Source organism: Dysgonomonas termitidis, assembly GCF_042654545.1.
In the GTDB taxonomy this organism is placed as follows: domain Bacteria; phylum Bacteroidota; class Bacteroidia; order Bacteroidales; family Dysgonomonadaceae; genus Dysgonomonas; species Dysgonomonas termitidis.
The window spans coordinates 30,838-51,628 of the sequence record NZ_JBHSGN010000046.1 but is presented as its reverse complement, the minus strand read 5'-3'; the positions used below and the strand labels follow the sequence as shown (position 1 = coordinate 51,628).

The 20,791-nt window shown below is 37.6% G+C and carries 15 protein-coding genes; 13 read left to right on the top strand and 2 right to left on the bottom strand.

The window, feature by feature from the left end:
• The first annotated feature begins 1 nt into the window (after position 1).
• The 3 genes from ACFO6W_RS05595 (at position 2) to ACFO6W_RS05585 (ending at position 2,848) form a co-directional block, all read left to right on the top strand.
• The gene (locus ACFO6W_RS05595) at positions 2 to 871 is read left to right on the top strand and encodes a lysophospholipid acyltransferase family protein (RefSeq protein ID WP_379994394.1); all 870 of its coding nucleotides are present in this window, start codon (positions 2 to 4) and stop codon (positions 869 to 871) included.
• Between the two features lie 470 nt (positions 872 to 1,341).
• Positions 1,342 to 2,226 carry an RteC domain-containing protein gene (locus ACFO6W_RS05590; protein ID WP_379994402.1) on the top strand — a complete coding sequence of 295 codons (885 nt, stop codon included), beginning with the start codon at positions 1,342 to 1,344 and terminating at the stop codon, positions 2,224 to 2,226.
• Positions 2,227 to 2,254: 28 nt separating this feature from the next.
• On the top strand, positions 2,255 to 2,848 hold the full coding sequence (locus tag ACFO6W_RS05585; RefSeq protein ID WP_379994393.1) for a hypothetical protein: 594 nt from the start codon (positions 2,255 to 2,257) through the stop codon (positions 2,846 to 2,848).
• 352 nt (positions 2,849 to 3,200) lie between these two features.
• On the opposite strand, the gene ACFO6W_RS05580 is transcribed toward ACFO6W_RS05585, so the two are convergent.
• Positions 3,201 to 3,887, bottom strand: a complete 687-nt coding sequence (locus tag ACFO6W_RS05580) for a DUF421 domain-containing protein (RefSeq protein WP_379994392.1) — start codon at positions 3,885 to 3,887, stop codon at positions 3,201 to 3,203.
• A gap of 210 nt (positions 3,888 to 4,097) precedes the next feature.
• Between ACFO6W_RS05580 and ACFO6W_RS05575 the strand changes: the two genes are divergently transcribed.
• From ACFO6W_RS05575 to ACFO6W_RS05530, 10 genes are all read left to right on the top strand, one after another.
• The gene (locus ACFO6W_RS05575; protein WP_379994391.1) at positions 4,098 to 5,144 is read left to right on the top strand and encodes a DNA topoisomerase IB; all 1,047 of its coding nucleotides are present in this window, start codon (positions 4,098 to 4,100) and stop codon (positions 5,142 to 5,144) included.
• A 199-nt stretch (positions 5,145 to 5,343) separates the two neighbouring features.
• Entirely contained in the window at positions 5,344 to 5,955 is a 612-nt protein-coding gene (locus ACFO6W_RS05570) for a metallophosphoesterase (RefSeq protein WP_379994390.1), read from the top strand.
• An 84-nt stretch (positions 5,956 to 6,039) separates the two neighbouring features.
• On the top strand, positions 6,040 to 6,444 hold the full coding sequence (locus ACFO6W_RS05565; RefSeq protein WP_379994389.1) for a group III truncated hemoglobin: 405 nt from the start codon (positions 6,040 to 6,042) through the stop codon (positions 6,442 to 6,444).
• Between the two features lie 127 nt (positions 6,445 to 6,571).
• The gene (locus ACFO6W_RS05560; protein ID WP_379994388.1) at positions 6,572 to 6,814 is read left to right on the top strand and encodes a hypothetical protein; all 243 of its coding nucleotides are present in this window, start codon (positions 6,572 to 6,574) and stop codon (positions 6,812 to 6,814) included.
• 241 nt (positions 6,815 to 7,055) lie between these two features.
• Positions 7,056 to 7,475, top strand: coding sequence for a Fur family transcriptional regulator (locus ACFO6W_RS05555; RefSeq protein ID WP_379994387.1), 420 nt, complete (start codon positions 7,056 to 7,058; stop codon positions 7,473 to 7,475).
• Positions 7,476 to 7,880: 405 nt separating this feature from the next.
• The gene (locus ACFO6W_RS05550; RefSeq protein ID WP_379994386.1) at positions 7,881 to 10,226 is read left to right on the top strand and encodes a TonB-dependent receptor; all 2,346 of its coding nucleotides are present in this window, start codon (positions 7,881 to 7,883) and stop codon (positions 10,224 to 10,226) included.
• Positions 10,227 to 10,285: 59 nt separating this feature from the next.
• A complete protein-coding gene (locus tag ACFO6W_RS05545; RefSeq protein WP_379994385.1) occupies positions 10,286 to 11,386 on the top strand; it encodes a DUF4625 domain-containing protein in 1,101 nt (366 codons plus the stop codon).
• A 45-nt stretch (positions 11,387 to 11,431) separates the two neighbouring features.
• Complete coding sequence (locus tag ACFO6W_RS05540) at positions 11,432 to 11,914, top strand: DUF4625 domain-containing protein (protein WP_379994384.1); 483 nt, start codon at positions 11,432 to 11,434, stop codon at positions 11,912 to 11,914.
• A 376-nt stretch (positions 11,915 to 12,290) separates the two neighbouring features.
• Positions 12,291 to 12,959 (top strand): hydrolase, encoded by a 669-nt coding sequence (locus tag ACFO6W_RS05535; protein WP_379994383.1) that lies wholly within the window; start codon positions 12,291 to 12,293, stop codon positions 12,957 to 12,959.
• Positions 12,960 to 13,363: 404 nt separating this feature from the next.
• Positions 13,364 to 14,530, top strand: a complete 1,167-nt coding sequence (locus ACFO6W_RS05530; protein ID WP_379994382.1) for a retron St85 family RNA-directed DNA polymerase — start codon at positions 13,364 to 13,366, stop codon at positions 14,528 to 14,530.
• A 1-nt stretch (position 14,531) separates the two neighbouring features.
• Here the strand turns inward: ACFO6W_RS05530 and ACFO6W_RS05525 are convergent, their stop codons facing one another.
• Positions 14,532 to 20,333: a DUF3320 domain-containing protein gene (locus ACFO6W_RS05525; RefSeq protein WP_379994381.1), complete on the bottom strand. Its 5,802-nt coding sequence runs from the start codon at positions 20,331 to 20,333 to the stop codon at positions 14,532 to 14,534.
• Positions 20,334 to 20,791: the final 458 nt, after the last annotated feature.

Sequence of the window (20,791 nt, the reverse complement as noted above, 5' to 3'; positions counted from 1 at the left end):
AATGAAACAAATTTTACAAACCATTGCATACAAAAGTGTCTATGGTATTGCTTATACCGTAAGCCTGATACCTATGGCATTTTTGTATGCAATGGCTTCATTTGCTTTTTTCCTTGCCTATCATGTTATCGGATATAGGAAAGCGGTCGTAATCCAAAATGTTTCACGTTCATTTCCCGATATGAAATACGGAGAAATTCGCTGTGTGGTAAAGAAATTCTATACCTGTTTTGCCGCCTACTTTGCCGAAATACTTAAAAGCATATCCGCTCCGGCAGAGGTTCTTGATAAGAAGATAACGTTTGAAAATTTGGAACTTATAGACAGGCACATGAACGCTGGACGGAATGTTATTGCTTGCTTGGGACATTGCGGTAATTGGGAAATGCTGAATTTTATGCCTTATAAACTTCGCCACGATATGTATGCCGTTTATAAGCCTCTGCGGTCGGGCATAATGAACAGATTAATGATTAAACTCCGGTCACGGTTCGGAATGAAGTTAATACCTGACAAATCGGTTATACGTCATATTCTGACACAAAAATCATCCCCTGCTGTTTATCTGTTTTTGTCTGACCAATGCCCCCGGATAAAAGATGATAAATATAAATTCGAGTTGTTGAATCAGGAAACCTATCTCTTTTCGGGTATGGAGAAGCTGGCGCGTATAAGTCGGTCGGCAGTTATCTACCTGCATATTACACAGCCATCAAAAGGAAATTATAAAGTAACGTGTATCCCTGTATGCTCCGAAGCAGAATCTACGAATGAAGGAGAAATAAGCCAGAAATATGTTGATTTACTGGCGGAAAATATCAAGGAAGAACCATACGGCTGGTTATGGACACATAAAAGATGGAAAAGATAAATTAATATGTATTACTTATGAACTTTCTGCTGGGCTTAATACCAAATTTGTTTGCGCAAAATCTTCTGAATGTCCACATCATGGGCTCTTGGATAAAAACCTACGATTCTTCGGGCGATAAAATCACCGCCATGCGATCATCCGGCAAAGAAGTACAAAGCGTAGGCGACGATTTTTTTGTGGTTCTCAACGGTAGCCGGATAGAAACCTATAACTCTCAATGCAAAAAGATAGCTTTCTTGCGGATTTTCGGGAAAATAGTTGTCGAAGTTACCGATGCCTTCTTTTCGATAAAGCGAGGCTGTCAGGTGGAGATTTATGATAGGGATTGCCATAAAATGGAAGGGGGAAATGTGAAATTCAAAATGCTAAATCTAGGATGCTTCCTGAAGTCTTCGATCTATCAGATAATTAGGTATGTAAGAATTTGTACTACACTCATAGAAATATTAAATCTTAAATTCATGATTATGATAAATTATGTCGAAAAACTACAGAAAGAGATTAGGCTGAGGATTCAGCAGATCGAGGCCGAAGATAAAAATATCCTAAAAAAATCTCTCGATGCTTCTCATGTCCTGGGAAATGCTTTTGACCAGTTAAAGGAATTTATCATAGCATATCAATTTCAGGACGAGGACGAGGAAATATTGTTTTTTAAAGAGGTTAAACCCAAGATATTCTGCCATCTAATTTATTACAGGAAAGTATATAATATCGAAATGCACCGTCCAGTTGCCAGCGTGGAGGCGCAAAAGGAATATCTAAAAAGGAAACTGGACGTTATTCAGGATTTTAACGATAAGATACTGGATTTTTACCGTTATTACCGTTCCGGCGCAACGTACCTCGATGCTGCCTATTTTGTTCGCGGCCAACCCGACACTGAGCAATATCTTGAAACATTCTATTACGAACGCGATCCGCAGTTTTCAACCAACGCAGATTTTAAGGTTGCCAAAATTATAGCAAACGATATGTTGCAGGCGTATCTTCTTTCGGAGTTGGAGTTGTTGGACAGCTATATGTTAAAGCCCAACAGCACCTCTTTCCCGAAGGTTAAACTAACTTGGACAGGCAGCAAGACCGACCTGATAGAGCTGATCTACGCATTGGATACCGAAGGGTGCTTTAACAACGGAAAAATACCACTGATACAGATAGCAGCATATTTTGAGAGCGTGTTTAATATCGAATTGGGTAACAATATAGCCCGTAATTTCTATGATATGCGTATCCGAAACCATCCGACACCATTCCTTGATCGCTTACGGGAAGAAATACGCAAACGGATGGAAAATTTTAAGCCGGGTGGAAAAGACAAAAACAAGGGTAAAGACAAGGACGGAAAATGAAAATAGTGAACTTTCAAAAATTAAGGTTATGAAGAGAATTTTATTATTACCATTATTTGTATTGTTGTTCTCCTGTGGAGGAACAACGAGTTCCTATGAAAAAGTGATTGCCGATTTCGTACAAACCAATAGCAGAGGTACGAAATTGGATATGCATTTCAAAGCGGAAAAACTGGAAGAAGTACGCCGCGTAACCGTTGCTGACAGTATTAAAATAATCACAGACAATTTTAATGATGAGAGGGACAAGCAAATGGCCTCGCTTGAAAAAACAGTCAGTTTATTTACTGAAAACTTAGAAAAAGCGAAAGCCGCCAACAGACCGTCTCTAACGATGATAAACTCGTATCAGTCCAGCATTGACAAAACAAACGAACAGATTGCAGCTCTTAGAAAAAGTGTCCCTGAAGAACTGGCAAAGTACGAGAACAGGGATGCAGGCGATATTTTAACGATTGTTGTTCGTTGTACTTATTCCGTCGATGAGCCGATAACGAATAAGAGGGCAATGGAAACATTTGATTTCTTCCTTTCACCGGACGGGACAAAATGTTATTCCCAGAAAAGGGTAAAGGAAATAATTTTTAATAGCACCATTAACACAAAAGGCTTTCCGAGTTGAAGTGCCTTTTGTGTTAATTTATGGTTGAAAGAAACTATTTCAATCATTTGCTAATTAATATATAAATCCTATCTTTGCAAATGGATAACAGAGTTATTTGAAAGCATGAAAAACTAAGTGCATCTAAGCACTTTCTACTTACTTATCTACTGCCCGTTTCATGCGAGAATCTTCAAAATAAGTTGATAGTCAATTAAATATCCTCAGACTACCACAAAGATAAAAAAAATAGACATCAGGGGTAAATTCTTATAATGCTTATTACAATTTTTCTATTTCTGTTCCGGTAAATTGTTCAATAAATTGTAGTCTTGTCTTGTCAGAGGTTCTCCTTTAATTATGGTTCCTGAGCTTATTTTTCGCGATCTCCGTTTACAGCTTCTACCCATTCGTCATTGCAATTGCAATACTGGCATCTGTTGACTTCACCCGCGTTTATTATTTTTGTATATCCACAATGAGTACAGGCGTATGTGCCGGAATGCTTTATTTGCTTGGTTTTCTTCTCCAGATAGTCCGGCCATATGGGTAATCCGGCTTTTATATCAGGTGATTTATAGAATAAAATACTTAGCTCACCGGTTGTTTCCAATATGGCACTTTCCACTTGCCCCAAATGAAAAATATGCTGGTGTCGGAGTACTGAAAAGAATTCATCCATTGCCAGTTCCCTATGTTCTAATGATTCTTTCGATGCTTTCCCTTCATGGATAATACAATACGGTTTTCCTTCAAGGATGATTTCCATTTTTTCCGAACGTTCGATCCATTTAGTAATGAGCCAATAGGAAAGGAAAACGATAATAAATACGACCAGAGCATATACGATGCCAATCTCTTTATAGATCATAGGGTCTCCCGCAGCAGAGCCTAGGGCAATAATGATTAGTAGTTCAAATATAGATAGTTGTTTCACAGCCCGTTTTCCTGTGACGCGCAGACCAGCAAAAAGAAGGATGAACATTATCAGGGAACGGATTGCTATTTCAGCAAGGAAAATAAAGTCTTCAGTACCGAATAAAATGTTTTGCCAATTCATTGTTTCTTCTTTATTAAATTAAAATCCAAAGGTTTTACTTCTAACAATAGATAAGAAATAATTGTTTAATGTTGATTTAACGGATACGTATGCTGTTGAACCAAGCCGTCATCAGGAACGTTTTATATAAAAAAAAACTCTTCGAATAAATCATTTATACAACAACCAGAGATGGCCGATAAAATTGTTCAAAAAATATCGCCAGCGAAAATGGCAAATATACTTCATGATCCCCTAAAAACGGTAAAGGCTGTTGATCTTGTGTATATTTCCGATCATCAGCTGGGAATAATACGCAAAAGGCAGGGGAAAACGTTTCGGTACTTTTTGAAAGGAAAAGAAGTGAACAATAAAAAGGTGCTGAAAAGGATCAAGAAACTGGTGATTCCTCCTGCCTGGGAAGATGTCTGGATATGCGCGTTGGAAAACGGGCATCTTCAGGCTACAGGGATTGACTCTAAAATGAGGAAACAGTACCGGTATCATCCTGTGTGGGTGGCACTGAGAAACCACAGTAAATATTACCGCATGATACAATTTGCACATGCTTTACCTCAAATAAGAGCGAGTGTCGAAAAAGATCTTGCACTCCGCGGACTTCCGCGGGAAAAAGTATTGGCGTTGGTAATTAGTTTGATGGAGCGTACTAACATACGGGTAGGAAATAGCAGTTACGAAAAGCTTTATGGTTCGTTTGGGCTTACAACGCTAAAAAATAGGCATACAGATGTAAAAGGAAATAAAATAATATTTTCCTTTAAAGGTAAAAAAGGTGTGTACCACGATATTAGTCTGCGAAATTCGAAATTGGCACGGATTATTCAGCAATGTAAAGAAATTCCGGGTAAGGAGTTGTTTCAGTATTATGATGAAGACGGGGAACGTAAAACTATTGATTCGGGAATGGTGAACACCTATATAAAAGAAATCGGCAGAGAAGATTTTACTTCGAAAGATTTCCGCACATGGGGCGGAACAGTCAACGCTTTTTTAGCACTCAGGGAATCAGGTTTGGTTGAAACGCAGGCGGAACAAAAGAAAAAAGTAGTAGAAGCGCTCGATAAGGTAGCTGTATCTTTAGGGAATACGCATGCCGTATGTAGAAAATATTATGTACATCCGCTTATTATAAGCTTATACGAAAGCGGTTCACTTCAGGAATATTTTGACCAGTTCGATATAGCGGAAGAAAGGGATAGCCTGACAGCCCTGACAAAAGAAGAGAGAATTATACTTTCCATTTTAGAGAAAGGATAATTTTCCATGTATAAGAGTATAAAAGATTAACAGATACAATTAAAACGAAATATGACTCTATATTTGCATTTTGAAATTTACTCAGTCTAACTATAAATGGAATATTTGTATAATGAGAGAGAGGACTTTGGTTAGATAAAAAGTAAATAGTATAAGGGATAGATCGAAAATAAGGTAAAGTGCAATAGATGAATTTCAGATGAAAAAAATAAATCAGTCGTCAAATAAAATATTTTTTACTTCAGATCACCATTTCGGGCATGATGGGATTATAAAATTTGCCAACCGACCATATGAGAATATCGAAGAGATGAACGAAGGCCTTATTCATAATTGGAATAGGGTTGTTCCTCCCGACGGGTTAACATTCGTACTCGGGGATATCGGCTTTTGCGATAAAACCAGTATTGTAGATATCTTTACCCGGTTAAATGGCCGAAAAATATTAATAAGAGGAAATCACGATTCCAATTATCCGGAAAATATATTGTTATCTATTTTCGATGAAATACATGACATGCTGTACATCAGATTACAGGATGATGTCACATTCAAGTATTTATACATGGTATTATGCCATTATCCTCTGCTGGACTGGCAGGGATCTTTTAAAGGATCGTGGCACCTTTTCGGGCATTTACATACAAGAGATTTGGCTGAATTCGGTACATTGAAGACCAGATTATTTGCTTCCCAATATGATGTCGGAGTTGATAATAACAATTTCGAACCGGTATCTTTCCATAATCTGAAAGATATAATGAGAATTCAGTCAGAAAGCCAGATTTTTAAGAAAACCAATTACTACTAAAATCAGATATAGACATCCGATGATTTCTTTTTGTTATCTTTGATAAAATGAATAATTTAACTCTCGTATAACAGACAAACAGATATGACACCTGCTAAAGATATTGAAGATATAAATGATATTAAGAAAATGGTTAATACATTTTATGGTAAAGTCCGGAAAGATAATCTGATAGGGCCTATATTTAACGATAAGATACAAAACCATTGGGATGAGCACCTCAACAAGCTGCATTCTTTTTGGCAAAGTATTTTACTTAAAGAACAGACGTATTTCGGGTACCCATTTCCCCCTCATGCACAATTACCTATAAATAAAACACACTTCGACAGATGGTTGTCTCTTTTTACCGAAACAGTAGATAATCTCTTTGCCGGTCCCGTTGCAAATGAGGCTAAAAATAGGGCCTGCAATATAGCTGATATATTTCAGGGTAAGTTGGAATACCTTCATAATAAGTCAGGAAATACGCTTCGCAATCCAGAATGAATGAGGTGAATTACCTCATCTGCTTTAATAGGCTATGCTAAAATTAACTTTTCGGTTAAAACTTAAAAAGACATTTTAACTCTTTACCAGGAGATTATTTTATAGCTTTACGCCAAAATAGAACATTGTGGAGCATAATATTAAGATAAAAGCTTTAAATCCTGTAATTAAAGCCAAGACATCTCTTATCATTGAAGAGACTTCAAAATTTACAGGTATTTCGTTGGTTGAATTGAATGATGAGAATCCATATTCTTTCATATTCACTTTTACTGCTGCTGCGGATGCTGATATTACGGAATTAACGGATAAAATAAAGACTTTGCTCCGGTTTCATGGTTCCACCATTCTTTCCTTAGATAAGGATTAACAGTAAATAAGAATTCTTTCAATCTATAATTTTCATTCTGTCCGAATATCAGACCTGTTTTTAGAATAATCTTTGTGATTAGTATGAGAGTATTGGATATACGGTTGTAAATAACCACATCAGGAAAAGACATCCTTATGACCTGTCTTCCCCGTAATATTATTCTTCCTAATTATTATATCTCTTACATATTCAGGAGGCTTGTCTTGGTCTTTTTATTATTTTTGTAAAAACAATAACTATGAATGCAGAACAGATATTAAAACAACATGGAATTAAAAAGACTGTTTGTCGTAAATGTATTATAGATAAATTGATTGAGAGCGATGATACGGCCTTAACCGAAAATGAAATAAAAGATGCATTTTTAGATTTATTTGATCGTGTAACTTTTTACCGTTCACTGAAAACATTAGAAGAAGCAAGGGTGATACATCGCATCGTGTTGAATAATACTGCTGTAAAATACGCCTTAAGCAGCCAACTGGTTTTATCAAAGATACATCCTCATTTTCATTGTACTTATTGTGATAAAGTTACGTGTTTGGATTCTTCTTTATTAGACAGGAATTTACATTTACCTGCCGGATATCAGGTTGATTCCGCACAAATATTGCTTGAAGGCATCTGTCCTGATTGTCTGAAAATTAAGAGAAATTGAAATATAGTATTCTCTTCATATTTTAGCGGCTGATGCTCTGAAAGTATTAGCCCGAAATCTACACTTTTACCACTTGCATGAACGTTACTATCCTAACCCGGTAGCAAATATAGTGATGTTGCTTTCTCTCCGTCAGCAGATCCCGTCATAAGTATATGTTTACCTTTTTATATACAGTATCCGGTGATATGGATGCAATATTCTTATTATAAAGATGTTGCATGTTTTTCTGTTGCTAATATTTTTCCCATACTAATAAAATTTCCAATAAATGTAATAAAATTTATATTGCAACATTGTTGCAAATGAATTTTTATTACATTTGTATTGATATTACATATGCGATAAAAAGTATATCCGTATGGAAGTCATCCGAAGAAATAATACATCATTTTATAAAAACAAATGAAATTCACTTATATTCTTTTAATACTTTTTTTTCTCAATATTAGTGCTTCGGCCCAATCTTCATTGAAAATAAGCGGGTTTGTTATGTCTGAAGAAAAACTGCCGGTAGAGGCTGCATCTGTTTTTGTAGCAGGAAGTCACATAACAACACAAAGTGACCGGAATGGTTTCTTTGAGCTTATGATATCAACATCGGAGGCTATAACGATCCATATTGATGCATTGGGATATTTTCCGATATCAATGCAATTAAGCATTGGAGATAGGATGCATCAGGATTATATTCTTAAGAAGAATGATATAGAGTTGAATGAGGTTACAATAAGTGCGGATAGTCAGAGAAACCTTCAAATAAAATCATCTCAGAATCTCGTTAAAGTCGATAAGTCATATATCGAAAATAATTTTTCGGGAAGCCTGATGCAAAGCCTGGGAAAAATACCGGGAGTCAGGGCGATGACTATCGGCTCAGGTCAGTCCAAACCGGCGATCAGAGGGCTTGGATTTAATAGGATGATGGTCACTGAAAATGGTATTAAACACGAAGGGCAACAATGGGGAGAAGATCATGGTTTAGAGATTGACCAGTTTTCAATAGATGATATTGAAATCCTGAAAGGCCCTGGCTCGTTGCTATATGGGGGAGATGCTATCGGTGGAGTAATCAGTTTACGTAATAATTATATTCCTTCAGCTAAAACCGAAGGAAATATAAATTTCTATGGAAGAAGCAATAATGAATCGCTTGGTTTCTCGGGTCAGATAGCCGGACGGAACAATAAGTTTTATTATAAAGTTAATGCTACCTATGTAGATTATGGTGATTACAAAGTCCCTACTGATAGCATACAGTACTATTCCTATTATATCAAACTTAAAGATAAAAAATTACGGAACACAGCCGGAAAGGATCAAAATGCCGGGATTACCCTGGGCTTTATAGATAAGAATTTCCGGTCAAATCTTTTGGTTTCGGATGTATATTCAAAGAACGGCTTCTTTGCTGATGCGCATGGGCTTGAAGTACGCATGTCTGATATCGATTATGACAGATCTTCCAGAGATATTGACTTGCCCTATCATTCGGTGAACCATTTTAAAGTAATCAATAACTCCCACTTGCAACTGGGAGCATGGAATATTGAAGGTAATTTTGCTTATCAGAACAATCTTCGAAAAGAATTGTCGGAGCCTGTGTCACATGGATACATGCCTATACCGCCCGATGCGTTGGAGCGTAAATTTAATAAAAACACATACACATCCAATATTTTATTTAAACTGCCTATAAAGGACAAGCACAATTTGCAGGGAGGTATTAATCTGGAACATCAGCATAATTTAAGAGGTGGGTGGGGCTTTATTATCCCGGATTTTCAGGTAACAAGCTCAGGAGCTTTCCTCTATGACCGTTATTTTTTATCCGAAGATTTGATCGTTAATTCCGGGGTCCGTATAGACAAGACATCGGTACAGATTGATAGTTATCACGACTGGTACGAAACACCTGTAGAAAATGGAGATTTGGTACATAAAGAGCGGGCTGTAAATCTAAAAAGGGATTTCAACAGCTTTATCTGGTCGGCAGGAATTAATTACGACAAAGATAACTGGATGTTAAAGGCTAATATAGGGAAAAGTTTCCGGGCTCCCACTCCTAAAGAATTGGGATCTGACGGGGTGAATTATCACATATTCCGCTATGAAAAAGGAGATAGGAACCTGAATGCGGAAGAATCTTATCAGATAGATATGGGTATTAACTGGACGAATGATATTTGGGATATCCGGTTGGAACCTTATCTGAATTATTTCCCAAATTACATATATCTGAATCCCACATTCGAATATTATGAGGGTCTGCAAATGTATTATTATACACAAGCGAAAGTTATGAGGTATGGCTTTGAAACTAGTCTGGAATACAAACTAACCCATCAAATCACCTTGGGGATACAAGGCGAATACTTGTATGCAGAACAACTATCGGGCGATAAAAAAGGATATACGCTGCCTTTTTCACCTCCTTTATCAGCCGATATTTCGGTTACATATCACCCTTCTAATAAAATATTCGGTACAGATGGAGAGATTCAATTGGAATACAGGCTGGTAGGCTCTCAAAACAGAATAGTGCCTCCCGAAGAAAAAACAAAAGGGTATCAATTAATAAATATGTCGCTGGGACGTAGTTGGCAAATAAATCGGAACAAGATAAAATTACGCTTGCAAGGACAAAACATATTAAATAAGAGATATTACGATCATACAAGTTATTACCGGCTGATAGATGTTCCTGAACCGGGACGGAATATCTCAATCATGGTGGGATATAATTTTTAATGTTATGAGCTTAGATATTTTTTAACCGGGTACACAACCCACTAAATTTCTTAAATGTTATGAAACAAAAATTATTATGGGGAGCAATCCTTTTCTTGAACATGTCATTACTCGTTTTTTCATCTTGTAGTGATAACGATGACGAGGGTCCGGCCAAACCGACAATTCAGATTTCTGAACTGGGTTCCGGACACGATTCTCCGAATGACAAAACGGCTATTATCGGGACAGATGCGCATATCGAAGCTGAAATCGTAGCAGAAGGCTTGATTAAGGAGATTGAGGTAGAAATTCACCAGGTCGACGGTAGCTATGAGTTTGGAAAAGTTTACACAGATTCTAAATATATAGGAAATAAAAATGCAACTTTTCACGAACACCTGGATATTCCGTCGGATGCTCCGGCCGGGAAATATCATTTACACCTGCTTGTAGTAGATCAATTTGGACAAACTGCCTCTGCTGAATCTGATTTAACCCTTAAAGAAGCAGAAGTATCGATAACAATCGATGGATTTGCATTTGGTGCAGGGCACGATTTTCCTGATAATAAGACAGGATATATCGGAACTGCGCCTGTGGTAACAGCAGCATCAATCAAAGCAGAAAATGGAATAGAGAAGGTATTTGTAGAAATGCATAGCGAAGGTGAGGTTGCAGCCTTTGAACTCGATACTACTTATGTATGTGCCGGTGAAACAGAATTGAATGATTTTCATAAACATATACTTATACCTGACAATGCTCCTGCAGGAGATTACCATCTTCATTTCAAGGTATATGATAAAAACGGAAAATCTGTAGAAAAATCAATGGATATTGAGATTAAGGAAACAGAGATTGCCATATCCGCTTTAGAAATAGGAAACAACAATTCAGCAATAGCATCTAACATTCATACTGAGTTTAATGTGAATGCGGCAGATCCGTTAAAATCAATCCGTATCCGTATCTATAAACCGGAAACACCTGCTATCTATGTCTTAAATGAAACATATACAGATGAGTTTGCTACAGGTGATGTAAAAGAATATACTTTCCACAAACACATGAAAGCAACAGGAGCTACAGCCGGAGAGTATGTTATTGAAATAAGGATCAATGATACGAAGGGTGCAAGCAAAGCAGTAAAAGATAAGCTGACCATTACAGGAGCATAAATAGGAAGTAGTTTTGAATAATGGCTATTCACTGAAAGCAAAGATATGATAAATAAAAAGATTATACTATACAGCCTCGGTTGTCTTCTTGTTATGGCTTGCGGTAATGACGATGAAGACAGCCTGGATATGGAGAAGCCTTCCATAGATATGAGTTTCAATAATGCTTGTCCGCAAAACTGTATGATTTTGTACCGGGGGGAAAGTTTCCCTTTCAGGGCTGTATTTGCAGATAATCAGGAATTAGGTAATTATAATGTCGAAATTCATAATAATTTTGATCATCATTCGCATAGTACAGATGATGCAGAATGTGATTTGGACCCGAAAAAGACACCTGTAAAGGCATTTGTCTATAATCAGGATTTTTCTATTCCTTCGGGTAAAAATACCTTTGAAGCTAATAATGAAATTTTTATTCCTGAGGATGTGGATACCGGAGATTATCATTTTATGGTCCGGCTGACTGATAAAGCGGGTTGGCAACAATTGAAAGCGATAAGTTTAAAGATAAGAAGCCGGAATTGAATCCGTTTTTTTAGCATAAATCCGGATATTTCAGTAAATATCCGGATTTTACTTATTTATCAATTTACCCTGACTTTCCATCTAAAGCTTACTAACCATACTTAAATCATCCTCTGTATCAAATACGAGGCGTTTTCTGAAAAACTTATGTATATAATAGAAAAAACATTATAAATACAGACCTGTCCGTTATGCCTGTCATAATGAGGATACTTCTCTCATTATGATAGGCTTTTTTTTATCTGGCAGCCATTTTAGTGAAAATTTCTATATAAATAGTAATAAGTAATTATTACAGACCACCCGAATAAACATCTCTTATCACATTCGGGTTTTATTTTTATAAAGGATTTAAAATTGATAATACTTATGCTTTATGAACAAAATATCTATCCCAGTAATTGAATCGGTACTGCGTAAGAAACCGATCAAAATGCCGGAAGAAATATACAACGCGAGTGGTATTAATATCTTCGGTAAACGATTGAAATCATTGGTCTTTTCTACTGATCTGGCTATCATTAAGAATAACAATGCCGATGGGGTGATCGCGGTTTATCCTTTTACACCTCAGATTGCAATTAATCAGGCTATTATAGAAATTTCCCCTACGCCTGTGTTTTGTGGAGTAGGAGGAGGCATTACAAGCGGGCAGCGCTCGATTGATATCGCAATTAATGCGGAGTTAAACGGTGCTTATGGCGTAGTTCTGAATGCGCCTGCACCCAACGACCTGATTTCTGAAATGAAGGCGAGGCTGGATATCCCGATTGTTATAACGGTGGTATCTGAAAAAGAAGACTTTGAATCGAGAATGGAGGCGGGAGTATCTATATTTAATGTTTCAGGAGGCTCGAACACGACAAACATTGTTCGTAACATCAGAAAGAACCATCCCGATTTTCCTATAATAGCAACGGGAGGACCTACTCCGGAAAGTATTCTCCGTACGATTGAAGCCGGAGCTAATTTGATTACATATACACCGCCTACGACAGGAGAACTGTTTTCAGCAATTATGGATGACTACAGAGAGAGATTGTAGATAAGTTAAAGATGACAAATGTACTTATCCCGGATAGCTATAATGTATTAACTTAATTATCCCTTATACAGGGAAATATTAAAAGTCATTTACTGCATTGGGAATGAAAGGATAAATATTGCCGAAATGCGGAACTGCTGCCAAGATCCGGAAACAAACGGAAAAAAGATATAGGAACATTAATATATCTTTCTATCCATTGCAACTAATATCTTACAAAAATAATTATTTTTGTAAAGAGGATGAGTAAAAGATTTAGCAAGAAAGAGGTGTAGTCGCCTCGTTGGTTCATGCCTTTTCTGAGATTCAGTAATACTTTGATTTATTACCTGAACCTTTCAGATTCTTAGGTATAAATCAAAGTATTACTGAAAGTAAACACTCATCCTCTTTTTATTTAAACGATGAATATAATTTTAGTCATACTTATTATAGCTTTGGGATTATGGTTGCTTTACAAATTTTTCAACACAGGAAGTAAAGACGACTATAACAGGAATACAAGTGACTATAACCGTAACGCAGATAACTACGATAGAGGAGAGGCGAGAAAGGATAATAACAAAAAATCTATTTTCTCATTTTTATCAAAAAAGAAAAGCAATACCGAAAAAAGAGCCAAAAGGCAAAGCATTTTCGCCCGTATATTTTCCGAACCTTTACCTTTTGATGATGGAGCGATAACCTGGTGTGCAAACTTTTTAATTATTGATAAAAATACTTTGATCGGGATATTGAGAGATACTTCTGAACATTACTCTCATTTCAAACTGAGTAAAAGAAGTGGAGGTTATCGTACAATATCGGCACCAAATGCAACCTTGCTGAATCTCCAAAAAATAATCTATAAACGGATATTGCTCTCCGTAAATGTGCATCCTGCAAGTATGGGATTTCGTCAAAACATCTCTGTTACGCATAATGCAAAAGCCCATTTAGGAAATGAACAGATATTAAAAGCCGATATCGTCGATTTTTTCGGGTCAATAAAAAAGTATAGAATAATAAAGGCCTTTGAAAAGATCGGGTATCCGGTCAATATATCGCAAGTACTGGCAGAATTATGTACTCTTGAAGGTAAACTTCCTCAAGGGGCGGTAACCAGCCCTGCCCTTAGCAATATTATTGCATATGATATGGATGTGAAACTGGCTTCTGTTGCCCAGGAAAACAATCTGACATATACCCGCTATGCAGATGATTTAACTTTCTCAGGAGAAGATATCTCTTTTGAACTTACCCTATCCGAAATTGATCGTATAATAAGGGAAGAAAAATTTATATTACAACGAAAAAAGACCCGCTTCCTGACCGAAAAGAAGCGAAAGATCGTTACCGGTATTTCCGTTAGTTCAGGCGAAAAGCTGATGATTCCCAAAGCAAAGAAGCGCGAAATAAGGAAAAATGTCCATTATATTTTAACAAGAGGTCTGGTCGAGCATCAGCGGTTTGTTGGCTCAACCGATCCCTCTTATATGAAACGGTTAATGGGCTATCTCAACTTCTGGCTCATGGTAGAACCGGATAATGAATATGTAAAAAAGTCTATTGCAACCTTAAAAAAGAAATAGACTATATTATTACCGCACGTCCATTTTCTACTTTCAAATAGTTCTTAGCTATGGCCCTGGCTATCCCCCGATGCATTGCTGCATCAACATTCGATCCGCCCCGGGCAAAACCCAAGAGCTGAGCCGATAGTCTGGATAGGTCTGTTGTTGGCAAACTGATCTCATCGGTCAATACATACTTCATCGCATTGGCAACTTCTTCGGGAGGAAGATCGACAGCCTCTCTCAATCCTGTTCGGAAAAGATCGTACTGCAAATATTGCTCTTCATCCAACCAATAGAAGGACGAATCCTCGTGATGTGAGACATAAAAATCGCTTAACATCAACAAGTCATTGATATAACCCTCTAAACGCTGTCCTAATCTTGAAATGCCCCATGCCGCAAGCACCCTTTTACAAAGTAAAGATTTGCTTATGGGCGCTTCTGTCTCAATAACTTCTTTAATCTGATTCAGTATGATTCCTCTGTGCCCCGGATAGAAGAATTCTTCGCTGCTATATGGTGAAGGCATTAATGCTGATATCTGGTAGGATGATATATTATTCTCAGCAACTTCGGCCGGAGATGATATATCCATTGTTGTTTCACCTTCCGTCTCTACACTTTTTTGTGAAGTTATAACTTCTATATCAACAATATCTGTTTCTTTGGCTATCAAAGCTTCCTCTATAGTCGCCAAAACTGCACTGGGATTCTCCCACCAGTCTAAAGTCCATATTTTAAGTATTTTCCAACCAAGCATTCTCAGTACACCATTCTGTACGATTTCCCTATCCCGAACCATTTTAGCCCGCCTGTAATTCTCTCCGTCACATATAATACCTAGCTTATATCTGGACGGATTATCCTTATCTACAATACCAATATCTATTCTATAGCCCGAACAACCGATATTCGTATCGACTTTGTAGCCTAATTTTTCGAGTTTGTCAGCTATCAGGTTGTTTATTGAATACTCAGCAACTGTATTTTGTATTCTATTTGCAATTTGCCCCCCTTTTTCGGCGTATTCTAAGAATCGTTTTAGTCCCGCAACGCCGACAGCACCTGTCCGGTTAAGGTCAATTTGATCGGAGCGTAGAGTCGAATATATAACCATTTCATATCTGGCTCTTGATACGGCTACATTTAGCCTGCGTTCACCTCCTTCTCTGTTGAGTGGACCGAAGTTCATACTTATCCTACCTTCTTTATCCGGACCATAGCCCACCGAAAAAAGAATGACATCCCTTTCGTCTCCTTGTACATTTTCCAGATTCTTTATGAATATAGGTTCTTCGCATTCCAATGCCAGACTCTCCAACTGAGGATTGAACATAAATACATCAGACAGTAAATCCTCGATAAGAGATTGCTGTACCGAACTGAACGTAACAACTCCGATACTCCTTTTTCTTAGTTTTTCATCTTCCAGTCTTCTTACTATTTCATCAACTATAGCCTGTGCTTCCGCTTTATTCTGCCGGGATTTACCTTTGTCATAATGCCCGTCGACAGGGATAAATCTGACTTTAGATTCGATATTGTCAGGCGAAGGGAATGTAAGAAGCTTATTATCATAATACTCCGAATTGCTGAAAGCAATCAAACTTTCGTGTTTACTCCGATAATGCCAGAGTAAATATTTGGATGGCATAGAAAGGGCCAGGCAATCATCCAGAATACTTTCCAGATCTTCCATTTCTATATTATCTTCATCCGTGGAATTTACAGAAAAGAAATTGGTTGGAGGCATCTGTTTCGGGTCACCGACTATCACTACATTTTTTCCTCTGGCAATAGCTCCCACGGCCTCATAAGTCGGCATTTGCGATGCTTCGTCAAAGACTATAAGATCAAATTTATCTGCATCCACATCTATATATTGAGCAACAGATATAGGGCTCATCAACATACAGGGGCACATTCTTGGTAACAGGGTCGGAATAAGGTCGAACAATCTGCGGATAGAAATACCACGGGCATTATTCCGGATGTTTCGTTGCAGAATACCGACTTCCGAGTTTTGAGTAGCTTCTCTTGTAAAAGACGGAAGATTAGCCGCTAGCTTGGCAACCAGCTCTTTCCGGGTTAATTGCTCAAAATCTGCAACCAGCCTCTTATATTTTTCTATCGTATCATTGAAGATCTTCCCCTTGAACAGTTGCAGATTTGGCTCTTTGGAGATAATATATTCGATTACAGCTTTGTAAAAGCTTTTATAGAATATATTTAGAACCTTGTTTGTCTCAATGTTATCATCTTTGTACTGGTCGGCAATAAAACCTATTTGCAAAGTTTGCATTTTATTGTTGACGAGTAACCATTGATACCAGTCTTTGAGCTTATCCAAATTCTCCGACCAAATATCAAGTTGTCTCAAAGAAGATTCTATCCAGTTGCCGGATTGCTTATACAAAATATCTTCACTCGTACCCAGTACATTATATAACACTTTTTCTTGTTGATCCAGTTTTGGTATAAGATTATTTAGTGTGATCAGTGCTCCGCCATGCATTCCCCTGAACGTACTAATCCCATCTGATAGCTGCAGCGATAATACACGCTTGATATTCGTGGCTTTGGATATATCCTTTGTGTGTTCCAGTATTAATGAGTTAATAGCTGAAGTATCCGTAATGATCTGTTCTATTGTTTTCCAATCTTCGCTACCATTACGTCCATACTTCTTAAAATACACAGGCATATCGTCCTCATATTTTTTCAAATAGCCCTGTTCCGATTGGAATTCTATTATATCCTCTAAGGTCGAAGATATTTGATCCTTGCTTAATTGACAGGTTGCATGTATTATAAGTTGTTTCCTTATAGATCGTTGTTCGAAAAATCTAGGGATAAACCATTTATTTAAGGTCTGATTCCAGTCGAACAGCATTTTTTTCGCATCAACAGATAATACTCCTTCCGAAAACCGGGAAAGTAAACTTTGTTTCAGGTGATCTCTATTTTTTCCATGTTCGCATACATCCTTGTATTCATCTAACGTCTCGTTCAGTTGAGGTGATATAAGTAACGCAGAAGTAAGTTCCGGGATATTTAATAACTTATCTATTATATTTGTTACAGTTCTTGTATTCTTCTTATCCTTGTAGACTTCAAATTCGGTAAATAAATCTGGTAATTGATCCAGTTGCTTCCGAATATCAGATATAACACTGATCAGACCTTGGATGCTTTTTGACGCTTCATCTTTAATTGTAGACGAATATTGCCCAATGGTAATACCGGCCAAGGGATGTTTATATGGATGCCCGCAAGCGTTGGCTGTGGATATTAGCTGCTCTAATGTTTCGTTCCATTGTTGAAGTCTGTTTTTATCCAGTTCAGACAAAAGTTCTTCCGGAATATTAAACAGAGGAGCAACATCTATTTGCTGAAATTTTACAATAGAATCATAAAGTGATACACCAAACGGATATACTTTATGTAAAGCCTCGATATACTTATTCATTTCGGTACGTAAGGCAAAAATACGCTCAGCTTCCTGCTTAAAATTTTCAGGAGGAGTAGTCTTTACAATCTCAGTTGTTTCTTTTAGCTGCGAAAGGATCATCCCTTTTTTTGTCTTGTTAGAGTGTAATTCCAAACAAAAGGGTGCTAAGCCTATAGCTTCAAGACGGCGTTGAACTACCGATAATGCAGCCATCTTTTCAGCAACAAATAAAACTCGTTTACCTTTATATAAAGCATTAGCTATGAGATTCGTTATTGTTTGCGACTTTCCAGTTCCGGGAGGGCCGTGTAATATAAAATTTCGCCCTTCGGATGCTTCCCAGATGGCCTCCAACTGTGAAGAGTCGGCACTGATAGGCAAAACAATCTCGTCGGGAGGAATTGTGCTATCCAGTGTTTTAGCATCCACTTCACACTCCTCAACGTTCCATTCTATTTTACCGTTCATGAGGCTGGAAACTACATTGTTTTCAATAAGTTTATGAGAGTTATTGTGGATATCGTTCCACATGATAAACTTATTGAATGAGAATAGCCCCAAAATAGCTTGTTCTTCCACGTCCCATTTCGGCTGGTTTTTTATACTGTTTCGGATAATTGTGTAAATGAGCTTAACATTTACTCCGCTATCATCCACTGGCAAAGGGTCTAATCCCGAGATAGTGATATTGAAATTCTGGCGAAGCATCTCCAACAATGTAATATTCATCATTGTTTCTTCTTCTCGCGAACGTATCACATATCCTTTGGCTGCCGATTTTCTTATTATTTCGACAGGGATAAGCATTATTGGCGCATAGCGGGGGCGTTCGCTCGATTTAGTCTCGTACCATTTCAATAAGCCTAAGGCTATGTACAATGTGTTAGCGCCATTTTCCTCCAAGGCTGTACGTGACGAACGGTACAAGTATGTAAGGGCTTTGCCTAGTTCGTTTTCAGTCAGATAGGAACGAAGCCGCTTTTGTGTCAATTCCGATTTTATAAGATCTGTTATAGGGTCGGCTTCTGAAACTGATTTATATAATCCATAATCGAACAATGGATTGTCCCAATCAGTGGGCTTATGCATTATTCTGAACTCATCACCATCGGCCAGCGCATCTTCGAATAAATCGAGATTAGCAGAAATGAGCTGCAATGTATTCTTTGTAATCCTTATATTCAGAAGGTTATTCCGCAAGCTTAAATCGAGGAGTTTGCGTTCCCACAATAACTGCTTGGTAAGAACAATTTCTGAACTTATACCTGACAAATCATAAGGATTTATAGTTTGTGGCGTTGCCTGCGACCTATCTAAAGCGGACGATACTTCTTCCTTTACTTCCCAATGCTGCCCGTTCAATATTCGTTGCGGAATTGGTTTGATTCCGGAGAAGCGGGCTCTTTTTATATCTACAGCCAATATGAAATCGGGTTGTGAAATACGTTTATTGGCAATTTTTACAGCCTGATCGAAATCGACATTTTGCCCCATATTCATACAGGTAGTCTCAACGAGAGTGATATCATTAATACCATCAGCTTTTCTCTTATTAATTAGAGATACATCCTCAATAATACTGTCGGGAGATGTTTCCGGAACAAGCCAGCCTCCGGCGAATGCATGTCCGTTAACCACGATAATAAGCGGGTGTATCCCGATTGCTTCCAAGCATGAGGCATATAGTAAAGCCATGTCAAGGCAAGTACCCAGTTTTTGAGTCATCACTGAATCTACAAGCCGGATTCGCTGTCCGTAGTCTTCAAAACTAGCCGGAACAGTGCTGTATATAATTTCCTGTTCGGCAATGGCTGTGTATATGGCAGCCATTTGCTTTTGTACTCTATCGGGATTGCGGCTTTGATATTCGTCTAATGACGGGTTATCTGTCCAGTGTTCTAGAATAGTCGCGGCCCGTTTGATTATAGGTAGTGTTGCGGGATGATTCGGTGTAACGAATGCAGACAGCATTTCCGGTAAGATGGCAATACCTCCCCATTGATCATAAGCCAAAACATTGATAGGGTATTTTTCTTCAAACAGGAGTTCTCCTTTTGAATATATTTTCAGAGATAGATCTCCGGATATTCGTTCTGTAAGCTGGGCAAAGTAATTGGCTGAGAGATTTAACTTAGGTGTTTCTACTCTGATCTTTTCTTTTGGATTGATTGCTTCTATGGATATAGGAATCATTGTCGTGAATTCGGGATCTACCGTCAGTTCTATCTTCAAGTCCTTGAGGACTTCTTCCGTCTGGTTTTCTATCGAAAAATCCCGTATAACAGATACCCGATTTTGCTGTATGGCAAAGTTTACAACAGGCAGATAAGAAAATTCAATATTAAGTTTACTTTGCTCGTTTTCCATAACTAGAGAGCTCCTTGTTATAATTAGTTTGAAATACTTTTTTTTACAAGGTTTAAAGATAATAATCTATCCTGCAATATTCACATAACTTCTACTATTTACAGACTTTACCACGTGAATCTCCGTAATTACCCGTTCCTTCGTATCTTCGACATGTGAGATAGCTCCAATTTCCACTAAATTTAAATTAACTTTTTTCAAAACAATAAGATGGTAGCGGAAAAGCTCACAGAAGTAAAAAAATAGAGGCGTTGTGCAGATGTTATGCAAGTATAAAATGAAAAATAGCTACAAACGATTTGTTTGCAGCTATTTTATTGACTATCCAAGTGATCCGGTTGAGATCCGGATTTTATCTCATAACTTATTGTTTTCCAGTCGGAAACAAAAAGCCTTTGTAGCTATGGTAACGGTTAGGTAACGATTTAAAAACCAGGTGCGCAATAATCTGATTATCA

Excerpts from the sequence above, each read along its gene's own strand:
- ACFO6W_RS05595 (WP_379994394.1), top strand. The coding sequence starts at position 2 with ATGAAACAAATTTTACAAACCATTGCATACAAAAGTGTCTATGGTATT.
- ACFO6W_RS05590 (WP_379994402.1), top strand. The coding sequence starts at position 1,342 with ATGATAAATTATGTCGAAAAACTACAGAAAGAGATTAGGCTGAGGATT.
- ACFO6W_RS05585 (WP_379994393.1), top strand. The coding sequence starts at position 2,255 with ATGAAGAGAATTTTATTATTACCATTATTTGTATTGTTGTTCTCCTGT.
- ACFO6W_RS05580 (WP_379994392.1), bottom strand. The coding sequence starts at position 3,887 with ATGAATTGGCAAAACATTTTATTCGGTACTGAAGACTTTATTTTCCTT.
- ACFO6W_RS05575 (WP_379994391.1), top strand. The coding sequence starts at position 4,098 with ATGGCAAATATACTTCATGATCCCCTAAAAACGGTAAAGGCTGTTGAT.
- ACFO6W_RS05570 (WP_379994390.1), top strand. The coding sequence starts at position 5,344 with ATGAAAAAAATAAATCAGTCGTCAAATAAAATATTTTTTACTTCAGAT.
- ACFO6W_RS05565 (WP_379994389.1), top strand. The coding sequence starts at position 6,040 with ATGACACCTGCTAAAGATATTGAAGATATAAATGATATTAAGAAAATG.
- ACFO6W_RS05555 (WP_379994387.1), top strand. The coding sequence starts at position 7,056 with ATGAATGCAGAACAGATATTAAAACAACATGGAATTAAAAAGACTGTT.
- ACFO6W_RS05550 (WP_379994386.1), top strand. The coding sequence starts at position 7,881 with ATGAAATTCACTTATATTCTTTTAATACTTTTTTTTCTCAATATTAGT.
- ACFO6W_RS05545 (WP_379994385.1), top strand. The coding sequence starts at position 10,286 with ATGAAACAAAAATTATTATGGGGAGCAATCCTTTTCTTGAACATGTCA.
- ACFO6W_RS05540 (WP_379994384.1), top strand. The coding sequence starts at position 11,432 with ATGATAAATAAAAAGATTATACTATACAGCCTCGGTTGTCTTCTTGTT.
- ACFO6W_RS05535 (WP_379994383.1), top strand. The coding sequence starts at position 12,291 with ATGAACAAAATATCTATCCCAGTAATTGAATCGGTACTGCGTAAGAAA.
- ACFO6W_RS05530 (WP_379994382.1), top strand. The coding sequence starts at position 13,364 with ATGAATATAATTTTAGTCATACTTATTATAGCTTTGGGATTATGGTTG.
- ACFO6W_RS05525 (WP_379994381.1), bottom strand. The coding sequence starts at position 20,333 with ATGGAAAACGAGCAAAGTAAACTTAATATTGAATTTTCTTATCTGCCT.